General features: G+C 69.3%; 15 protein-coding genes. 7 read left to right on the forward strand and 8 right to left on the reverse strand.

Features of this window, described 5'->3' with window-relative positions; all coding sequences use genetic code 11:
- Positions 1 to 95: 95 nt before the first annotated feature.
- The gene (locus MCHLDSM_RS00840) at positions 96 to 872 is read left to right on the forward strand and encodes an SDR family NAD(P)-dependent oxidoreductase (protein WP_048468414.1); all 777 of its coding nucleotides are present in this window, start codon (positions 96 to 98) and stop codon (positions 870 to 872) included.
- Here MCHLDSM_RS00840 and MCHLDSM_RS00845 read toward each other — a convergent pair.
- The 6 genes from MCHLDSM_RS00845 to MCHLDSM_RS00870 are packed head-to-tail and all read right to left on the reverse strand — an operon-like array spanning position 853 to position 5,976.
- Entirely contained in the window at positions 853 to 1,419 is a 567-nt protein-coding gene (locus tag MCHLDSM_RS00845; RefSeq protein ID WP_048468415.1) for a cytochrome b, read from the reverse strand. The two genes, MCHLDSM_RS00840 and MCHLDSM_RS00845, sit on opposite strands and share 20 nt — an antisense overlap.
- Entirely contained in the window at positions 1,416 to 2,492 is a 1,077-nt protein-coding gene (locus MCHLDSM_RS00850; protein ID WP_048468416.1) for a catalase family peroxidase, read from the reverse strand. The genes MCHLDSM_RS00845 and MCHLDSM_RS00850 overlap by 4 nt, the downstream gene beginning before the upstream one ends.
- 50 nt (positions 2,493 to 2,542) lie before the next feature.
- Complete coding sequence (locus MCHLDSM_RS00855; protein ID WP_048468417.1) at positions 2,543 to 3,196, reverse strand: DedA family protein; 654 nt, start codon at positions 3,194 to 3,196, stop codon at positions 2,543 to 2,545.
- A 6-nt stretch (positions 3,197 to 3,202) separates the two neighbouring features.
- Positions 3,203 to 4,072: a L,D-transpeptidase gene (locus tag MCHLDSM_RS00860; protein ID WP_048468418.1), complete on the reverse strand. Its 870-nt coding sequence runs from the start codon at positions 4,070 to 4,072 to the stop codon at positions 3,203 to 3,205.
- A 42-nt stretch (positions 4,073 to 4,114) separates the two neighbouring features.
- Positions 4,115 to 4,945 (reverse strand): adenylate/guanylate cyclase domain-containing protein, encoded by an 831-nt coding sequence (locus MCHLDSM_RS00865; RefSeq protein WP_109788707.1) that lies wholly within the window; start codon positions 4,943 to 4,945, stop codon positions 4,115 to 4,117.
- Between the two features lie 41 nt (positions 4,946 to 4,986).
- Complete coding sequence (locus MCHLDSM_RS00870) at positions 4,987 to 5,976, reverse strand: sigma-70 family RNA polymerase sigma factor (protein WP_048468419.1); 990 nt, start codon at positions 5,974 to 5,976, stop codon at positions 4,987 to 4,989.
- Between the two features lie 158 nt (positions 5,977 to 6,134).
- Here MCHLDSM_RS00870 and MCHLDSM_RS00875 point away from each other — a divergent pair, with 158 nt between their 5' ends.
- From MCHLDSM_RS00875 to MCHLDSM_RS34805, 3 genes are all read left to right on the forward strand, one after another.
- Complete coding sequence (locus MCHLDSM_RS00875) at positions 6,135 to 6,881, forward strand: SDR family NAD(P)-dependent oxidoreductase (protein ID WP_048468465.1); 747 nt, start codon at positions 6,135 to 6,137, stop codon at positions 6,879 to 6,881.
- Between the two features lie 51 nt (positions 6,882 to 6,932).
- Complete coding sequence (locus MCHLDSM_RS00880; protein WP_048468420.1) at positions 6,933 to 7,514, forward strand: dihydrofolate reductase family protein; 582 nt, start codon at positions 6,933 to 6,935, stop codon at positions 7,512 to 7,514.
- A gap of 369 nt (positions 7,515 to 7,883) precedes the next feature.
- Entirely contained in the window at positions 7,884 to 8,561 is a 678-nt protein-coding gene (locus tag MCHLDSM_RS34805) for a hypothetical protein (protein WP_131722562.1), read from the forward strand.
- A gap of 4 nt (positions 8,562 to 8,565) precedes the next feature.
- On the opposite strand, the gene MCHLDSM_RS40030 is transcribed toward MCHLDSM_RS34805, so the two are convergent.
- Together MCHLDSM_RS40030 and MCHLDSM_RS37980 are read right to left on the reverse strand one after the other, a co-directional pair.
- Positions 8,566 to 10,959, reverse strand: coding sequence for a cellulase family glycosylhydrolase (locus MCHLDSM_RS40030; RefSeq protein WP_048468421.1), 2,394 nt, complete (start codon positions 10,957 to 10,959; stop codon positions 8,566 to 8,568).
- Between the two features lie 194 nt (positions 10,960 to 11,153).
- A complete protein-coding gene (locus MCHLDSM_RS37980) occupies positions 11,154 to 11,468 on the reverse strand; it encodes a hypothetical protein (protein ID WP_156090902.1) in 315 nt (104 codons plus the stop codon).
- 115 nt (positions 11,469 to 11,583) lie between these two features.
- On the opposite strand from MCHLDSM_RS37980, the gene MCHLDSM_RS00900 reads away from it, so the two are divergent.
- Genes MCHLDSM_RS00900 through MCHLDSM_RS00910 form a run of 3 tightly spaced genes read left to right on the forward strand, consistent with a single transcriptional unit; the run spans position 11,584 to position 15,061 of the window.
- Complete coding sequence (locus tag MCHLDSM_RS00900; protein ID WP_048468467.1) at positions 11,584 to 13,143, forward strand: S53 family peptidase; 1,560 nt, start codon at positions 11,584 to 11,586, stop codon at positions 13,141 to 13,143.
- Complete coding sequence (locus tag MCHLDSM_RS00905; RefSeq protein ID WP_048468423.1) at positions 13,140 to 14,339, forward strand: zinc ribbon domain-containing protein; 1,200 nt, start codon at positions 13,140 to 13,142, stop codon at positions 14,337 to 14,339. Before MCHLDSM_RS00900 ends, MCHLDSM_RS00905 begins: the two co-directional genes overlap by 4 nt.
- Complete coding sequence (locus tag MCHLDSM_RS00910; RefSeq protein ID WP_048468424.1) at positions 14,336 to 15,061, forward strand: hypothetical protein; 726 nt, start codon at positions 14,336 to 14,338, stop codon at positions 15,059 to 15,061. Before MCHLDSM_RS00905 ends, MCHLDSM_RS00910 begins: the two co-directional genes overlap by 4 nt.
- The last annotated feature ends 3 nt before the right edge of the window (positions 15,062 to 15,064 follow it).

Genomic DNA, 15,064 nt, shown 5'->3' on the forward strand with positions numbered 1-15,064 from the left:
AGTCGCGCATCATCTTCGAGAGCAGGCCGATCTCGCGATCACAGGATCCCTTGGTCGGGTTCGAACCCCCCACACCCTGCCCCTACACTCGCGCTGTGGACGTCAACGGAACCAGCGCAATTGTCACCGGCGGAGCCTCGGGTATCGGCGCCGCCACCGCCCGGCTACTGGCATCACAGGGTGCCCGGGTCGTCATCGCCGACCTGCAGGCCGAACGCGGTCAGGAACTGGCTCACGAGATCGGCGGCGTCTACGTCAGCGTCGATGTCACCGACACATCGCAGATCGAAGACGCGGTGAACACCGCCATCGATCTCGGACCCCTGCGCGCGCTGGTCAACTCTGCCGGAATCGGTTGGGCGCAAAGGACGATCGGTAAGGACGGCGAGTTCTCCTCGGCGCACAACCTGGACGCCTACAAGAAGGTGCTCGCGATCAACCTTGTCGGAACCTTCGACTGCATCCGGCTGGCGGCAACGGCGATGAGCCGACTCGACCTCACGGAGTCCGGTGAGCGCGGCGCGATCGTCAACATGACCAGCGTCGCAGCCTTCGACGGTCAGATCGGCCAGGCCGCCTACTCCTCGTCGAAGGGCGGCGTGGTGGGACTGACCCTGCCGGTGGCGCGCGATCTCGCCGCTGTCGGGATCCGGGTCAACACCGTCGCTCCCGGCCTGATCGACACGCCGATCTACGGCGAGGGACCGGAATCGGAGGCGTTCAAGGCGAAGCTCGGCGAGTCCGTGCTCTACCCGCGACGGCTCGGCAAGCCCGAAGAGCTCGCATCCATGGTCGTCGAACTGATCACGAACTCTTACATGAACGCCGAGGTGGTCCGCGTCGACGGCGGCATCAGGATGCCACCGAAGTAGACGACGCCGCCGGGTCGGCGGAGCGGCCGAACGTCATCCGGGACAGCATCCCGTCGCGGAGCGTGAGCGTGTGCAACAGCACCGCGCTCACGTGCGCGGCGATGACGGCGACGAGCAGGAACGCCAGCACCGAATGTGTCGGGCGTAGAACGGCATACACGTCGGCGTCGAAGGGGGCGATCCGCGGCAGGTGCAGGCCCCCGGCGATCACCGGCGGCCGTCCGGCGGCCGACACCATCGCCCAGCCGACGAGTGGTTGCGCGAGAAGCAGCGCGTAAATCATTCGCTCCGACAGGGAGACGATCTTTCCCTCGACTCTGCCGACGGTGGACGGCCACGGCGGTGGCGTCGAGCGCCACCGGTTGATCAGCCGCACGATCATGACCACCAGGATCGTTACCCCGATCGTCATGTGGATACCGACGAGAACGCCGTACGAGCCCAGCGCGTTGACCATCGTGAACCCGATGAGCAGCGCCGCGAACACGAGAACCGCCGTGATCCAGTGCAGCACCCGGGACCGGACGGGGAAGCGCCCGCCGCTCACGACGCGACCTCGTCCACCTGCACGGCCGACGGCGACTTCGGTTCCCCGGTGCGAAGCCGATAAGACTCTGCGTACACCGCCGACCGCGCCCCGAGAATCGGGTCGTCGGACGGTTCCATGCCGTGGGGCAGGGCGAGCGGATCAAAGTTGAGGTCCCGTGCATTTCCCGGTGACTCGGTCTCGATGGTGTCGAGCACCAGGGTGCCGGCGGTGACGGCGCGGCGGTCCGCGGGCCACGGCAGCGTCGGGTCGACGGGATCCTGATCGGTGCCGACGACCACGCGCAGATCCCAGGCGACCGGGCCGGCCTTCACCTGCTGGATCAACGCGTCGAAGAGGCCGTTGGGGCCGGTGGCGGCCGGCGGCCGCGCCTGCTGGCGGGGGACGAGCATCCAGCGCACCGGGGTCCTGACTCCGGAGTCGTCGACAAAGTGGAAGGTGTTCAGGCCGCCGAACGGGCTGTCCGCGAAACCCGGTGTTGGCGGGTGTTGTTTGATCACTGCGGTGGCGGCCTTACTCGCCGGATACTTGGCGAGGAACGCGGCCATCGCGGCGGGGTCGGGCTTGCCCGTCGCCGGGTCCGGCGCCGAGGCCAGCAGTTGGTCGTAGAACGCTTCTGGACTGTTCACCGGGAACACCGGCAGGTTGATCATCGCGCTGCGCCACTGATCTCGGCCGGGGAAGCCGATGGCCACACCGAAACCGCGCACCGCGCCCGGTGTGTCGGCGACCGTGGGGTTGCCGCCGCCGAGCGAGAAGCGGCCCACAACGGGCGACACACCTGCCGCAAGCACCGTGGCGACGGTCAGTTCAGCTGCGGCTCCGGTACTTTCGAAGCGCCCCGACACCGCGACACCCTTGGCGTGGTTGCGGCGGAAGCCGGGATGGACACCGGACAGCGCTTGGAACCGGTCGATGATGGCCTGGCGGGTGAAGCGCCCGCCCATCCAGTTGTTGGCATAGGCCACGGCGCCGAGGTCCACGGCGAGGAAAGCGGCGACCGCGCCGGCGCCGGCGAGCAGGGCGCGGCGGCTGACCGGGGTGCCGCGCCAGGTGAAGGGGGGCTGATCCACCTCCTCTTCGTAACACAGCAGATCGACGCCGTCGCAGCGGACAACGCCCGTCAGTGCCGTCGTAGCGTCTCCCAGTCGTTCTCGGCTTCCAACTGGGCGATGAGCCGCGACGTCTGTTCGCGCATCAGCAGTGTCGCGCCGATGCCGATCACGACGGCGAGCACCAAGGCGATCCAGGAGAACCTCGAGAGCCAGCGCTCGGCGGCGATGCCCGCGTAGTAGATGACGGCGGTGGTGCCGCCGGCCCACACCACGGCGCCGGTGGCGTTGGCGGCGAGGAAGCGGGGGTAGCGCATCCGCATGGCACCGGCCAGCGGGCCCGCGAAGATGCGCAGCAGCGCGATGAACCGGCCGAAGAACACCGCCCAGACGCCCCACCGTTCGAACAGTCCTTTGGCCAGCGCGACATGTCCGGGCCCGAAGTGTTTCGGGAAGCGGTTGCCGAGTCGTTCGAACAGCGACATCCCGAACCGGCGCCCGATCGAGTATCCGATCGTGTCGCCGATGATCGCGCCGATGGCGGCGGCCGCCGCCACGCCGACCGGGCTGATGTCGAGGGTGTGGCGCGACGACAGCAGCGCGGCACTGACCAGTGCGATCTCGCCCGGTAGGGGGATGCCGAGGCTCTCGATACCGATGACCCCGCCCACCAGCAGATACACCGCGATCGGCGGGATCGCCTGCAGCAGGGCCTCGACGTTCATCCCGGGCTACAGCTGCCAGTCGTTGGAGCCGTCGTGCCGCGAGTACGTGCCGCCACTGGAGTTCTTCACGACGATCGGGTCGCCGGCGCCGAAGTTGTCGTAGAACCACTGGGCGTTGGCCGGGCTGATGTTGATGCACCCGTGGCTGACGTCCCGCTTGCCCTGGTCGGCCACCGACCACGGGGCGCTGTGGACGAAGTCGCCGCTGTCGTCGAAGCGGACGGCCAACTCGACGGTCGTCTTGTATCCGTAGGTGGAGTCGACCGGCACACCGTAGGTCGAGGAATCCATCACCACCGATGGCATCTTCTCCTGGACGTAGTAGGTGCCGTTCGGAGTCTGGTGGCCGCCGGCGGCCATGCCCATCGACATCGGAATCGTCTTCTCCACGGTTCCGTTGCGGGTGATGGTCAGCTGGTGGGTCGTGTCGTCTGCTGTGGCAATGAGGCTGTCGCCGGTCTGGAAGCTGGACACCGCGCCACCGGCATCGACGGTCACCGTGGTGTGTGCGGGCCAGAAATCCAGCGGGCGCCATCGCAGCTGCGTGGGCGTCATCCAGTAGAACTTGCCGGGAACCGGCGGGATCGAGGAGACGTGGATTGCGGTTTCGGCGGCGACGGAGTTGTCGACGAGCCCGGGGAAGTCGATGATGATCGGCTGGGCGACACCGACGGTAGAACCGTTGACCGGGGCCACTTTCGGCGGTCCGAAGGGCGCCACGCCGACGAACGGCGTCGGGTCCTGTCCCGCGGGAGCACCGGGGGCGGGCTGGGCGACCGCGGTTCCTGCGCCCACTGCCAGGATCGCGAGCACCATCGAAACAACGCCTGCTGCCTTACGCGCGGCGAAGGCCCTTCTCCACGTCCAGTCCGACATCCACGTCCTTCCGTCGTGGCAACAGTGTTCCATAGCGGTGCTTCAGATCTCGGCGTCTCGCGACGTCAGCCTGACCGAAGACACCGACTGCGTGCCGCTGAGCCCCTTGAGCTCGACCTCGACGGGCTCGTCGAATCCGATGTTGGCGCCCCCGACCGCGGTGCGTAGCTCGTCGCTGACGAGGATCTGGCCGCCGGCCGCGAGATCGGCGATCCGCGCCGCCATCGCGACGTTGCGGCCGAACAGGTCGTCACCGCGCCGGACCGATGTGCCGGCGTGGATGCCGATCCGCACCCGGATTCCGTCGTAGCGGGCGGGGTCCGCGAGCAGTGTCCGCTGTATCGCCATGCTGCACCGCACCGCGTCGGCGGGATCGGCGAAGGCGATCATGAAGCCGTCGCCCTGGTTCTTGACGACGTAACCGTGGTGGTCGGCGACCTGTCGCTGGATGAGCGCGTTGTGCCGTTCGAGGAGCTTCACCCATTCGCGGTCCCCGAGTGATTCGTTGCGTTGGGTGGAACCTTCGATATCGGAGAAGACCAGCACCACGCGACCGTCGGAGGTGATGCGGGCCAGGTCCGGCCGTTCGACGCGCGCCCACGCCGCGAGCTCGTCGACCGAGCTCCGGACGGGGCCGACGATGCCATGCCGGATCAGCGCGTCGGCGTTGCGCAGGGTGTGCGTCACGGTCCTGACCGCCAGCGGTGCCACTCCGGGTCGCCTTCTCCGGCCGTCGCCCGGCGGACGGTCACGCTTGTGCCGCAACTCTTTCCGGGCATTGGCGAGCTGGCGCCGCGAAACGGTGAGCAGCACGCCGAGCGTGATCAGCCCCGCCGAGAGGATCAGGGTGATGACCAGCAGCGCGATGTCCACGCGCTCAGTATGGAGGACACCCGGCCGGGTTCTGCCTGCCGTCAGACCGGCAGCGAATGCGGCAGCCCGAAGCGCGCCATCACGTCGTTGTCGAACCGGGTGACGGCGCTGATCCGCTCGCCGGTCAGGTCGAGGACGACCAGACCCGCTGCGTGGCCGATCGATTCGTCGGCGGCACGCAGATAGGCGCCGAAGGCTGGCTGACCGTTGGCGCGGGTCGCGACAAGTGCGTAGCGCCGATGCCGAAACACGCTGCGGTAGAACAGCTCAACCGCCTGACGGCCGTGGTACTCGAGGGGAACGGGCGGCATGGTCAGCCGCACGTCGGCGGTCAGCAGGCCGACCAGCGCATCGACGTCACCGGACTGGTAGGCGTGCACGAACCTCTCGACGAGGGCCCGCTCGGCCGCCGAATGCGGTGCCGGAGGGACGTCACCGGTCGGCCTTCGGGAATCGAGCGTGGCGCGGGCACGTTTCAGTGCGCTGTTGACGGACTCCACGGTGCCGTTCAGCATGGCGGCCACCTCGGCGGCCCGGTATCCGAGGACTTCCCGCAAGATCAGCACCGCCCGCTGGCGGGCGGGCAGCACCTGCAACGCCGTCACGAAGGCGAGCGAAATGGCCTCCCGCTGCTCGTAGCGCGCCTCGGGGCCGGCGGCGACGGGGTCCGGGAGCAGCGCATCGGGGATCGGTTCCAACCACGCGATGTCGCCCAGGTGTGTGGGCTGGGGAAGGTCAGCAGCCGACACGTCGACCTGCACGACCGGTCGCCGTCGCGCGGAGCGGAGCGCACTGAGACATACGTTGGTGGCGATACGGTGCAGCCACGTGCGGATCGACGCCCGCTCCTCGAAACCGTCGAGATGCTGCCACGCTGCCAGCAGCGTGTTCTGCACCATGTCCTCCGCGTCGGGCAGCGAGCCCATCATCCGGTAACAGTGCACCAACAGTTCCCGGTGGTAGGGCTCGATCACCGTCCGGAACGCCTCGCCGTCCCCGACCCGCGCCCGTGCGATCAACTCGGTCGTCATCCGGCATCACCGTCCACCTTTGTCGCCTCGCCGCCTGTCGCGGCGTCTCCCAAGTACTGACGTCTGTGGAGGCGGAAACTGGTCGCTCTCCGACCGCCCGATGTGCCGGTCGCACCGCGTCTACCTGTGTGACGGCGTACAACACCACGGAGGCAGAGATGAACGAGATGTCAGGAACAAGCACTCTGGTCGTCGGCGCGAGCCGCGGCCTGGGTCGAGGGATCGCGATCGCGTTCCGCGCGGCGGGTGCCGACGTGGTCGCCGTCGCCCGCCGCGCGGCGCCGTTGGCCGAGCTCGCGGCCGCTCATCGGGGTATCGGCATCGAGGTCGCGGACGCCGTCGAGGAAGACACGGCGAGCCGGCTGATCGACCGGTATCGGCCGCAGGTGCTGGTCCTGGTCGCCGGCGCCGCCCCGGTGATGGGGGACCTGCACCACCTCACGTGGGAGACGTTCTCGGCCAACTGGCATTCCGACGTCAGGATCGCTTTCGCCTGGCTGCGCGCGGCGCTGGCCGCACCCTTGGCTCCGGGCAGCCGAATCGTCCTGTTCAGCAGCGGGGCAGCGCTGAACGGGTCTCCGCTCAGCGGAGGGTATGCGGGCGCCAAGGCCACCCAATGGTTCATCGCCCAGTACAGCCAACAACTCTCGGACACAGACGGTTTGAAGATCTCCATCACCACGGTCATGCCGCGGATGACGCCCCACGGCGAGGTGGGGAGGGCGGGGATCCGGGCGTACGCGCAAGCCGGCGGCCGGTCAGAGGACGAATTCACCCGCGATCTGGGACCTCTGATCACTCCGCAGATCGCGGGTGCGGCGATGGTCGACCTGGTGCGCTCCGATCCGGCCACCCTCGAACCGGCCTATCTGCTGACCGGTTCGGGCTGCTCGCCGCTGCGATGAGTTGAGCGACGTCGTCCGGTCTGAGCAGTGAGACCCGATAGAGGAGAGCCGATGGCAGCGACCTACACGTTCGACGTTTTCTCCAGCCTCGACGGCTTCGGCAGCGTCAACGGCGGCGACTGGGGTGGCTACTGGGGCAAGCAGGGCCCGGAGTTGCTCGACCGTCGTCTCGAGCTGTACGACGCCGACCAACGGATGGTGTTCGGTGCGAACACCTACCGACTGTTCGCGCAGATGCTGGCCAAGAGCACCGAGGGGTCCGACGTGCGGGACCCCTGGGTGGCCCGGATGAGGGAACTGCCGGCCACGGTGATGTCGAGCACGCTGAACGGGCCCGCGGACTGGCCGGATGCCACCGTCGACAGCGGTGACGCGGTGGAGGTGGTCGCCAGGCTCAAACGGCAGTCCGACGTCCCGCTGCGTTCCCACGGCAGTCTCTCGATGAATCGGGCGTTGATGGCGGCCGGTCTCGTGGATGTCCTGCAGGTGACCCTGTTTCCGGTGATCACCGGGCGCACGGGCGACGCGCCCATCTTCGAGGGTGCGGCCGACTTCGATCTCGAGCTGGTCGCCAGCCGAACGCTCGATGGTCACATCCAAGAGCTTCTTTACCGTCCTTCACTGCACGGATGACTGCACATTCAGTCGACTTCTCGAGGTATTTGCATCCGCAAATACACAAATCACCGCCGGCGTCAGTTCAGTTACTTAGCCTGCCGCCCCTACCGCGCCACGTTTGCCACTAATCACCAGGGTGTCCCATATCTGGGACACCCTGGCGGGCGAAGCCGGCGCGTCGTCGTTCCGGCCGCTTCGTTTGCTGAATCCGAAAGAACCAGTGCCGGAACCGTTTAGCTGCCGGCGTCCAGGGCTATCGAATCCCCGGGAGCAGTGGCGTATTCGCGTCAGGCAGGCAGATCCTGTCCTCCCGGGTTGACGCGCTGGCCGATATGTCGGGGGCCGGATCGCTGCTTTCCTGCACCACAAACAAGGAGCACATCCATGACGTCACGCTTAACCCGACTGCTCGCCCTGGCAGTCAGCGTCGCGATGATCGCATTGGTCGGTCTGGTCACCGGCAGCACCGCATCCGCCCAACCACCCGGCGTGGGCAAGAAGAACGTCGTCCAGGTGCAGGGCACCGGTCCGGACGGAGTGAAGTTCAACGGCCAGTTCGTGGCGACCGCCGCGAAAGAGGTCACCAAGCAGGACGGCCCGGCGGCATCCGACGAGAACGGCGCGACCTCGTCCAACACGGGTGTGGCCCTGACCGGTCAGCTGATCGGGAAGCTGGTCAAGCCGGGCGGGGGTCAGCCTTCGGGCGCTCCCGGCGCCGCGCAGGACGTGAACATCTCGACCTTCGCTATGCCGGTCTCGGCGATCAACTTCCCGCCCGCGGCGCAGGCGCAGCCCTCCTCGTCCACGCCCGGCCAGGGTGGCGTCCAGTTCGCCAGCCAGCAGGCCAGCTGCTCGGTGCTCGACCTGGTGCTGGGGCCGCTGGACCTGAACCTGCTGGGCCTGCGGGTGCAGCTGAACCAGGTGCATCTGGAGATCACGGCGATCCCGGCCGACGGCCTGCTGGGCCAGCTGCTCTGTGCACTGGCCGGTCCTGACGGGATCCTCAGCGGAATCCTGCAGAACATCGTCAACCTGCTCAACCAGATCCTCGGCCAGCTGTAGAGGATCAGCCGACCACGTTGCCGCCCGTGCCCGCAGGGGTGCGGGCGGCGACCCCGGTCACGACCACCTCGACGCTCTTCGCGCCGGCATCGGACGCGATGAGCAGCACCGGCGCCCCGGGTGCCGAGACGACATGCCCTCCCGTGACCGCCACGGAATAGCCTGCAAGGAAAGCGATCTGGGGAACGGCGATGACGGTCTGCGAACCTGCCACGAAATCGCCTGTGCCATCGGCCTTCCGGGTGCTGTAGCGCAGCGTCATCGTGTCGTCGGTGAACGACCACGACTGAGGAACTCCCGAGATCACCTGGGGGTAGGGCTGTGCCAGCAGCGCGAGTTTCGCGGAGTCGACGTTGTCGCCCGCCGGCGGCAGCGCCGGATCGCGGACCAGCCACTCGGTGTCGGGGGAGCCGGTGACGTCGCCGACCCCGCTGTAGGCCCACTCGATCCAGCCCAGCAGCCTGTCCTGCGCACCCGCCATCTCATGGGCCAGGATCGTCAGGTCGTCGGTGGCGCCGAATTCGGTGAGCAGCGCGGGCATGTCGTGTCGCTTGGCGTAGCGCTGGGCCGCGGTCCCCATCCGGTTCGCGATGAACCCGCAGATCGGCGTCAGCCCGCCGCAGTACCCGTGATAGGACAGCACGGTGTTGGGGTCGTCGACGGGTCCCAGGCTGACGTGCAGTGACAAGACCATCGGGATCTCCGAGACGCCCGGGTTCGGTGGTTCGACGTACACGGTCGTGGTCGGGTCGACGGAGCGGATGGCGGCGATCACCTGGTTGTACAGCGGGGTCAGCTGCTGGCGGCCGAAGAAATCGTTGCCGAGCGCGGCGCGCAGCCACTGGCTGCCCGGCCACGGCTCGTTGATGATCTCGTATCCGACGACGTCGGTGTTGCCGCTGAACCGGGCCGCGACCTGCTGCCACGTCAGCGCGAAGTGATCCGACAGGCCCCGCCCGTCGGGCGCGGACGCGTTGTCCCAGAACATGTCCCAGGCATTCCACTGGGCGGGATTGGTGAAGTAGTTGCCCGGGAAGCCGTTGCTCGGATTGGGCAGTCCGCCGTCCTGCGTCGCCCAGTCCGGCGCGCCCTCACCTTGGAACGCCTCGCTGTAGTTGTCCTGATGCATGTCGAGGACGGTGTGGATTCCGTGGGCGGCCAGCGTCTGCACGGTCTGCTCGATCGAGTCGAGGTAGGCGGCGTCGTAGACGCCGGGCTCGGGCTCGATGGCGCTCCAGATGACGCCGAGGCGAACCACGTTGAACCCGTTGGCCGCCAGGAACGCGGCGTCGTCGTCACCGAACCCGCTGGCCGCCGGGGTGTACGGCGCGATCTTGTACACCTCGTTGAGGCCGTGCAGCAGGACGACCTGGCCGTCGCCGTTGGTCACCCAGGTGCCGGTGGTGCCCAGCGGCGGTAACGTCCCGCGCGTCGGAGTCGTGAGGGCCCCGCCCGGTCGCCCGACCGCGCCGTGGCTGCCGACCCGTCCGGCGGTACCGCCCGCGCCGCCGAGGGCGGGCAATCCCGAACCGGCGCCGCCGTCGCCACCCACTCCGCCGATGCCCAGCAGGAAGCCGCGCCCGGCGCCGCCCGACCCGCCGGCACCACCGGCGAGTGCGTCGCTGCCCTGTCCGCCGCGTCCACCGGCCCCGCCGACCCCCATCACGGTGCCGCCCGACCCGCCGGCCCCTCCGTCGGCACCTGCGCCGCCCTCACCGCCCCGCCCGCCGACACCGAACCCTCCGGCGCTGCCGCCTCGTCCGCCCGAGACACCCGCGATGGTGCTGTTCCATCCCGCGCCGCCGTCGCCGAGCAGCCAGCCGCCGTCACCGCCGTCGGGATGGTCGGCGGTGCCGGCCGTTCCGTTGCCGATCACGTACGAGCGGAACACCCTGTTGATGGAGGTGTCGACGACGAGCCCGACGTCGCTGGTGATCCACGCCTGCGCCAGCGTGTGGATCGGGGTGAAGACCACCGCGTCGACCGGGTCGGCATGAGTGCGAACCGGCGAGTCCGGCTCGGCGTCCGTGCCGAGCTCACGACGGGCCGCCGCGGCCGTCAGCCAGGCGGCGGGGCCGGCGCCCTCCGGCCGCTTCGGGGTCCGGCGGGCCGGCGGCTCCGTCTCCGCTCCGGTGGGGTCGTCGTCGACGCTCACGCGCGCCCGTCGTCCGGGCTGGCGCGCCGGTTCGGCGCCCTCGGTGGCCCGGGTCTCGTGTCGGTTCCGGTTCGCGATCCGCGCGAAGGGCCGCGCGGTGTCGCGCTCCGCCGCCCCTGACGCCTGGCTCGAGTCGGCACCGGTGTCCGCGGAGGCCACCGCCAGACCACTGCTCACCGCCAGGCCGATGCCCAGGGCCACGGCGAGCCCCCCGACGCGACCGATGCACGACGCCCCTGTCATGACCTTCTGTATAGGTCACCGGCGACGGCCCCGGCGGCGAATCGCGGAACGACTGTAACGCCGGGCGGCCCTGCCGACACTCCACCACGTGACGTCACGGCATATTTCTCTGCGTCGTCGGCGTTCTACAGTGCGCCGACTGGCAGAACCGGGGCAAGATACTCTCTTGCGCTGGTCGAGACGACGGCGGAATGTCAAGATCTAGTCGCTACCCGGGAAAACCGGGAACGCTCGCGGCTCGACGAACAGATGGGGAACAGTATGAGATCACCGACCAGTCGCCTGTCGCTGGTTGCCGGCGGTATCGCCCTCTCGGCGATGGCGTGGCTGGCTGTGGGGTGTAGCTCGAACGAGAGCAACGCGCCGGAGACCTCCACCACGACGACAACGACGACCACGACGACGACCGCGACCACGCCGGCGGCTCCGCCGCCGCCCCCGCCGGCCGCGCCGACGGAGAACGCGCCCCGGACCGCCGGTGGCAACCCCTTCACCTCGATCCCGCCCAACGCGGGAGACAACGGCAGGAACCCGGGGGCGCCCCGCGCGCCACAGTGACCGTGGTGACCCATCGTCACTGAACGGCACGCCGGTCTCGCGGCACTGGTGGTGAGCGTCCTCGTGCTGCTCACCGCCAGTGTCGGGCCGGCGCCGGGTTCCCTGCGCGGCGGGCCCGGCGAGCTGATCGGCGGGCCCTATGCCGCGCTGCTGGCGCATTCGGTCGATCTCGGGCCGTCGCACGACCGCACCGCACAACTCATCGTCGAGCTGCGCGACGGCGGCCCACCGCGCACCCTGCAGAGCTGGGCCGGCAGCCGGTCGCTGGCGGTGCGGTGGCGTCCGGGACAGCAGTGGGCGGTCGTCGAGGGCGGCGCGCAGACGGTGGCGCGCGCTTTCGGCGTCGACGTCCACGACTTCCGCGAACGCCACGGTCGGGTGTTCTACGCGTCCCGCCACCAACCCGCGGTCCCCGACGCGCTGGCCGGGGAGGTCAGCGGCGTCGGCCGGATCCTGGGATACACGCCTTACCGCACCTCACAGCCGCGGCAGTTGCCGCTCGACGTCCCCGAATTCGGGCTGACGCCCGCCGCGTTGCGCACCACGTACGAGGCCGACGGTCTGTTCGGCGACGGGTACACCGGTAAGGGGCAGACGATCGCGATCTTCGCGTTCGGCGGCTTCGATCAGGCAGACCTCGACGCGTTCGCGACCCGATACGCGTTGCCGCGGTTCACTCCGACGGTGATCGGCGGATCGCCCGGTCCATCGAGTGCGGAGACGACGATGGACCTGTCGATCGTGCACGCGATCGCGCCCGATGCGCAGAAGGTGGTGGTCAACGCGCGCCCGACGGTCGAGGGTGACGGCGCCTACGTCAAGATCGGCCAGATGATGGAGGACGTCGACCGGCAGTTCCCCGGCGCGGTGTGGAGCTTCTCGATCAGCTGGGGTTGCGACAAGCTGCTCACCGCAACCGATCTCGCGCCCGCGCGGTCGGCCCTGACCGCGGCCGCGGCCCGCGGCACGACGGCGTTCATGGCCAACGGCGACCTGGCCGGGCTGGAATGCAAGAGCGGCGACGACTGGTCGTCGGCGCCGGCGGCCGACAATGTCGGGCTGAATTCGGTTGCCTCCCTTCCGGAAATGGTCAACGTGGGCGGGACGACCCTGTCGACCGACGCCCGCGGTGGCTGGCTCGGCGAGCAGACGTGGTACGACATCCCGCTGTCGCTGGGCACCAGCGGGGGAGTGTCGGAGCTCTTCGATCTGCCCGGGTGGCAGGGCGCCGCCTCCGGCACCGTCGCCGCCGACCGCAACACCGGACGGCGGCTGACCCCGGACGTGGCCGCGGTCGCCGACCCGTTCACCGGGGTGAGCTTCATCCTCGACGGCCAGCCGACCATCGGCGGCGGCACGTCGCAGGCCGCCCCGATCTGGGCGGGCTTCGCAGCAGTGATGAACGACTACCTGCTCTCCACCGGGGGCCGACGCCTCGGCGACCTCAATCCGCTGCTCTATCGCATCGCCGCGGGGGCACGCCTGCCGGCGTTTCGCGATGTGACCCTGGGCGGCAATGCCGTCGACAACGCCGCGCCGGGCTACGACCTCGTCACCGGTCTGGGCACCCCCCGGGTCGGCAACCTGGTCCGCGACGTCGCGGATCTGCAACGGGAGACCTCATGAGCGACGACGAACAACCGCCCACCACCGAGTGCCGGATCTGCCGCGTCGACGTTCCCGCGGGCACGTTCTGCGGACTGTGCGGATGCCATCTGACTCCCCGCAAGTTCGAGGGCCCGGACTGGTTGCGGATCCGCAACTTCGGGGCCGCGCCGGGTGAGAGCGTGCTGTCGCCGTCACTGGTCAGCTCGCTGTTCCCGCAACTGACGCATCGCGGCGCGTTCCGCGTGGCGCTGGGCGCCATGGTGGTGTCGCTGGTGGCCTTCGCGCTGCTGCGCATGCCGGCGGCGCTGATCGCCGTCGGTGTCCTCGGCCTGCCCACCCTGTTCCTGATCTATCTGCGCGAGGCCGACGCGTTCCGTGACCTGCCGCCCCGCGTGCTGGCGCTGACCGCGGTGTTGGGCATCGGTCTCGGAATCGGTTTCGCGCTGTTCAGTGGTGCCGCGTTCGACCGGTCCTCCGGGTTCGCGCTCGGCGTCGGGATGACCACCCAGCAGATGCTGATGGAGGGCGTCGCGATCCCGCTGGCCGGCGCGGTGCTGATGCTGGCTCCCGTCGTCGTCATCCGCCTGATCGGACCACCCTCTCGGGAGTCGTTGGAAGGCTTCATGATCGGTGCGCTGGGTGCGCTGATGTTCACCGCGGCGGCGATGATGACCAGGCTGGTGCCCCAGCTCGACACCGGGCTCGTCGCCACCGCGCCGCTGAGCTTCTACGTCGTCGAAGCGGGCATCCGCGGTGTCGCGGTGCCGTTGATCTCCGCCGCGACGGGTGGACTGATCGGCGCCGCACTGTGGTTCGTGCGCCCGGAGAGCAAGAAGCATCAGCGCCCCGTTGTCGCCCGCGCGATCCTGGTGTTCTTCGCCGTGGCGATCCTGCTGCTGAGCATCGCGCTGGGGCTGGTCGACGTCTCCCGCTCGCACCAGTGGCTGATGCTGGCGCTGTACACGGCCGTCGCGGCGGTGGCCGTGCTGCTGCTGCGGGTCAGCCTGCACCTGGCGCTGCTGCACGAGGCGCACGACGAGATCGCCGCCGACGAACCCGTGCTCTGTCAGAACTGCGGCCACGTGGTGCCCGACATGGCGTTCTGCCCGGGCTGCGGAGTCGCGGCGCGGGCGTCGTCGCGGTCCTCCCGCGCCCTGCGCCGTACCGCGCGCCCCCAACCCGTCGACGCTGACGGCGACGGCGACGTGCGTTGACCACCACCACGTTCTTTCCCGGCTACGCGGTCAGCGGGAAGCGCTACGAGGCGACGTCCATCCGCCGCAGCTCGCATCGAAAGGTGTTGCTGCTGTGGCTCATACCAGTCATCATCGTCGGCGCCGTGCTCGCCGCCATCTCGGCGAAGACCACCCCGGCGCCGGTGCGCTACGTGTGCCCGCCGGACTGCGGCCGGCCGCCCACCGGCACGCCCGTCGCGATCAATCCGCGCTTCACCGCCCCCGACGGATCCTTCTCGGTCTCCTATCCCGCCTCCGGCGCGGCGTACCGCATCGCCACGGAGGACGCCGGGGTCACCGCGGAGTTCACCGGTGGGGAGGGCGGGACGATGCGCCTGTTCAGCGAACCCGCTCGCGGCAGGGATGCGCGCCAGATCGCCACCGACCTGGTGGGCGCCCACGTACCGGATCCCCGCACGGCCTACGAGATCCCCAACGCGATGGTGGGCTACCAGCCCGGCTACGGCGAGGCGATCGACTACTACCCGCAGGGCGGCACGAGTAGCTACTCCCGGATGCGCGTCATCGTGATGGTGGCGGTCAAGAACGATCTGGCCCTGGTCGCCTCGGTCGTCGGCCCCTATCACCAGTTCGGGCCGGACTTCGGCCCCGGCAAGCCCTCGGGCGCCAACGTCCAACTCGCCCTCGACATGGGCAAATACGTCAACAGCTTTTCGTGGCGGGGCGACCCACCCCGCTGAGGG

Source organism: Mycolicibacterium chlorophenolicum (genome assembly GCF_001044235.1).
Classification (GTDB): domain Bacteria; phylum Actinomycetota; class Actinomycetes; order Mycobacteriales; family Mycobacteriaceae; genus Mycobacterium; species Mycobacterium chlorophenolicum.

What these genes read in the sequence shown, in the direction of transcription:
- MCHLDSM_RS00855 (WP_048468417.1), bottom strand. Translation starts at nt 3,196, where the DNA reads ATGAACGTCGAGGCCCTGCTGCAGGCGATCCCGCCGATCGCGGTGTAT.
- MCHLDSM_RS00860 (WP_048468418.1), bottom strand. Translation starts at nt 4,072, where the DNA reads ATGTCGGACTGGACGTGGAGAAGGGCCTTCGCCGCGCGTAAGGCAGCA.
- MCHLDSM_RS00870 (WP_048468419.1), bottom strand. Translation starts at nt 5,976, where the DNA reads ATGACGACCGAGTTGATCGCACGGGCGCGGGTCGGGGACGGCGAGGCG.
- MCHLDSM_RS00875 (WP_048468465.1), top strand. Translation starts at nt 6,135, where the DNA reads ATGAACGAGATGTCAGGAACAAGCACTCTGGTCGTCGGCGCGAGCCGC.
- MCHLDSM_RS00880 (WP_048468420.1), top strand. Translation starts at nt 6,933, where the DNA reads ATGGCAGCGACCTACACGTTCGACGTTTTCTCCAGCCTCGACGGCTTC.
- MCHLDSM_RS34805 (WP_131722562.1), top strand. Translation starts at nt 7,884, where the DNA reads ATGACGTCACGCTTAACCCGACTGCTCGCCCTGGCAGTCAGCGTCGCG.
- MCHLDSM_RS40030 (WP_048468421.1), bottom strand. Translation starts at nt 10,959, where the DNA reads ATGACAGGGGCGTCGTGCATCGGTCGCGTCGGGGGGCTCGCCGTGGCC.
- MCHLDSM_RS00905 (WP_048468423.1), top strand. Translation starts at nt 13,140, where the DNA reads ATGAGCGACGACGAACAACCGCCCACCACCGAGTGCCGGATCTGCCGC.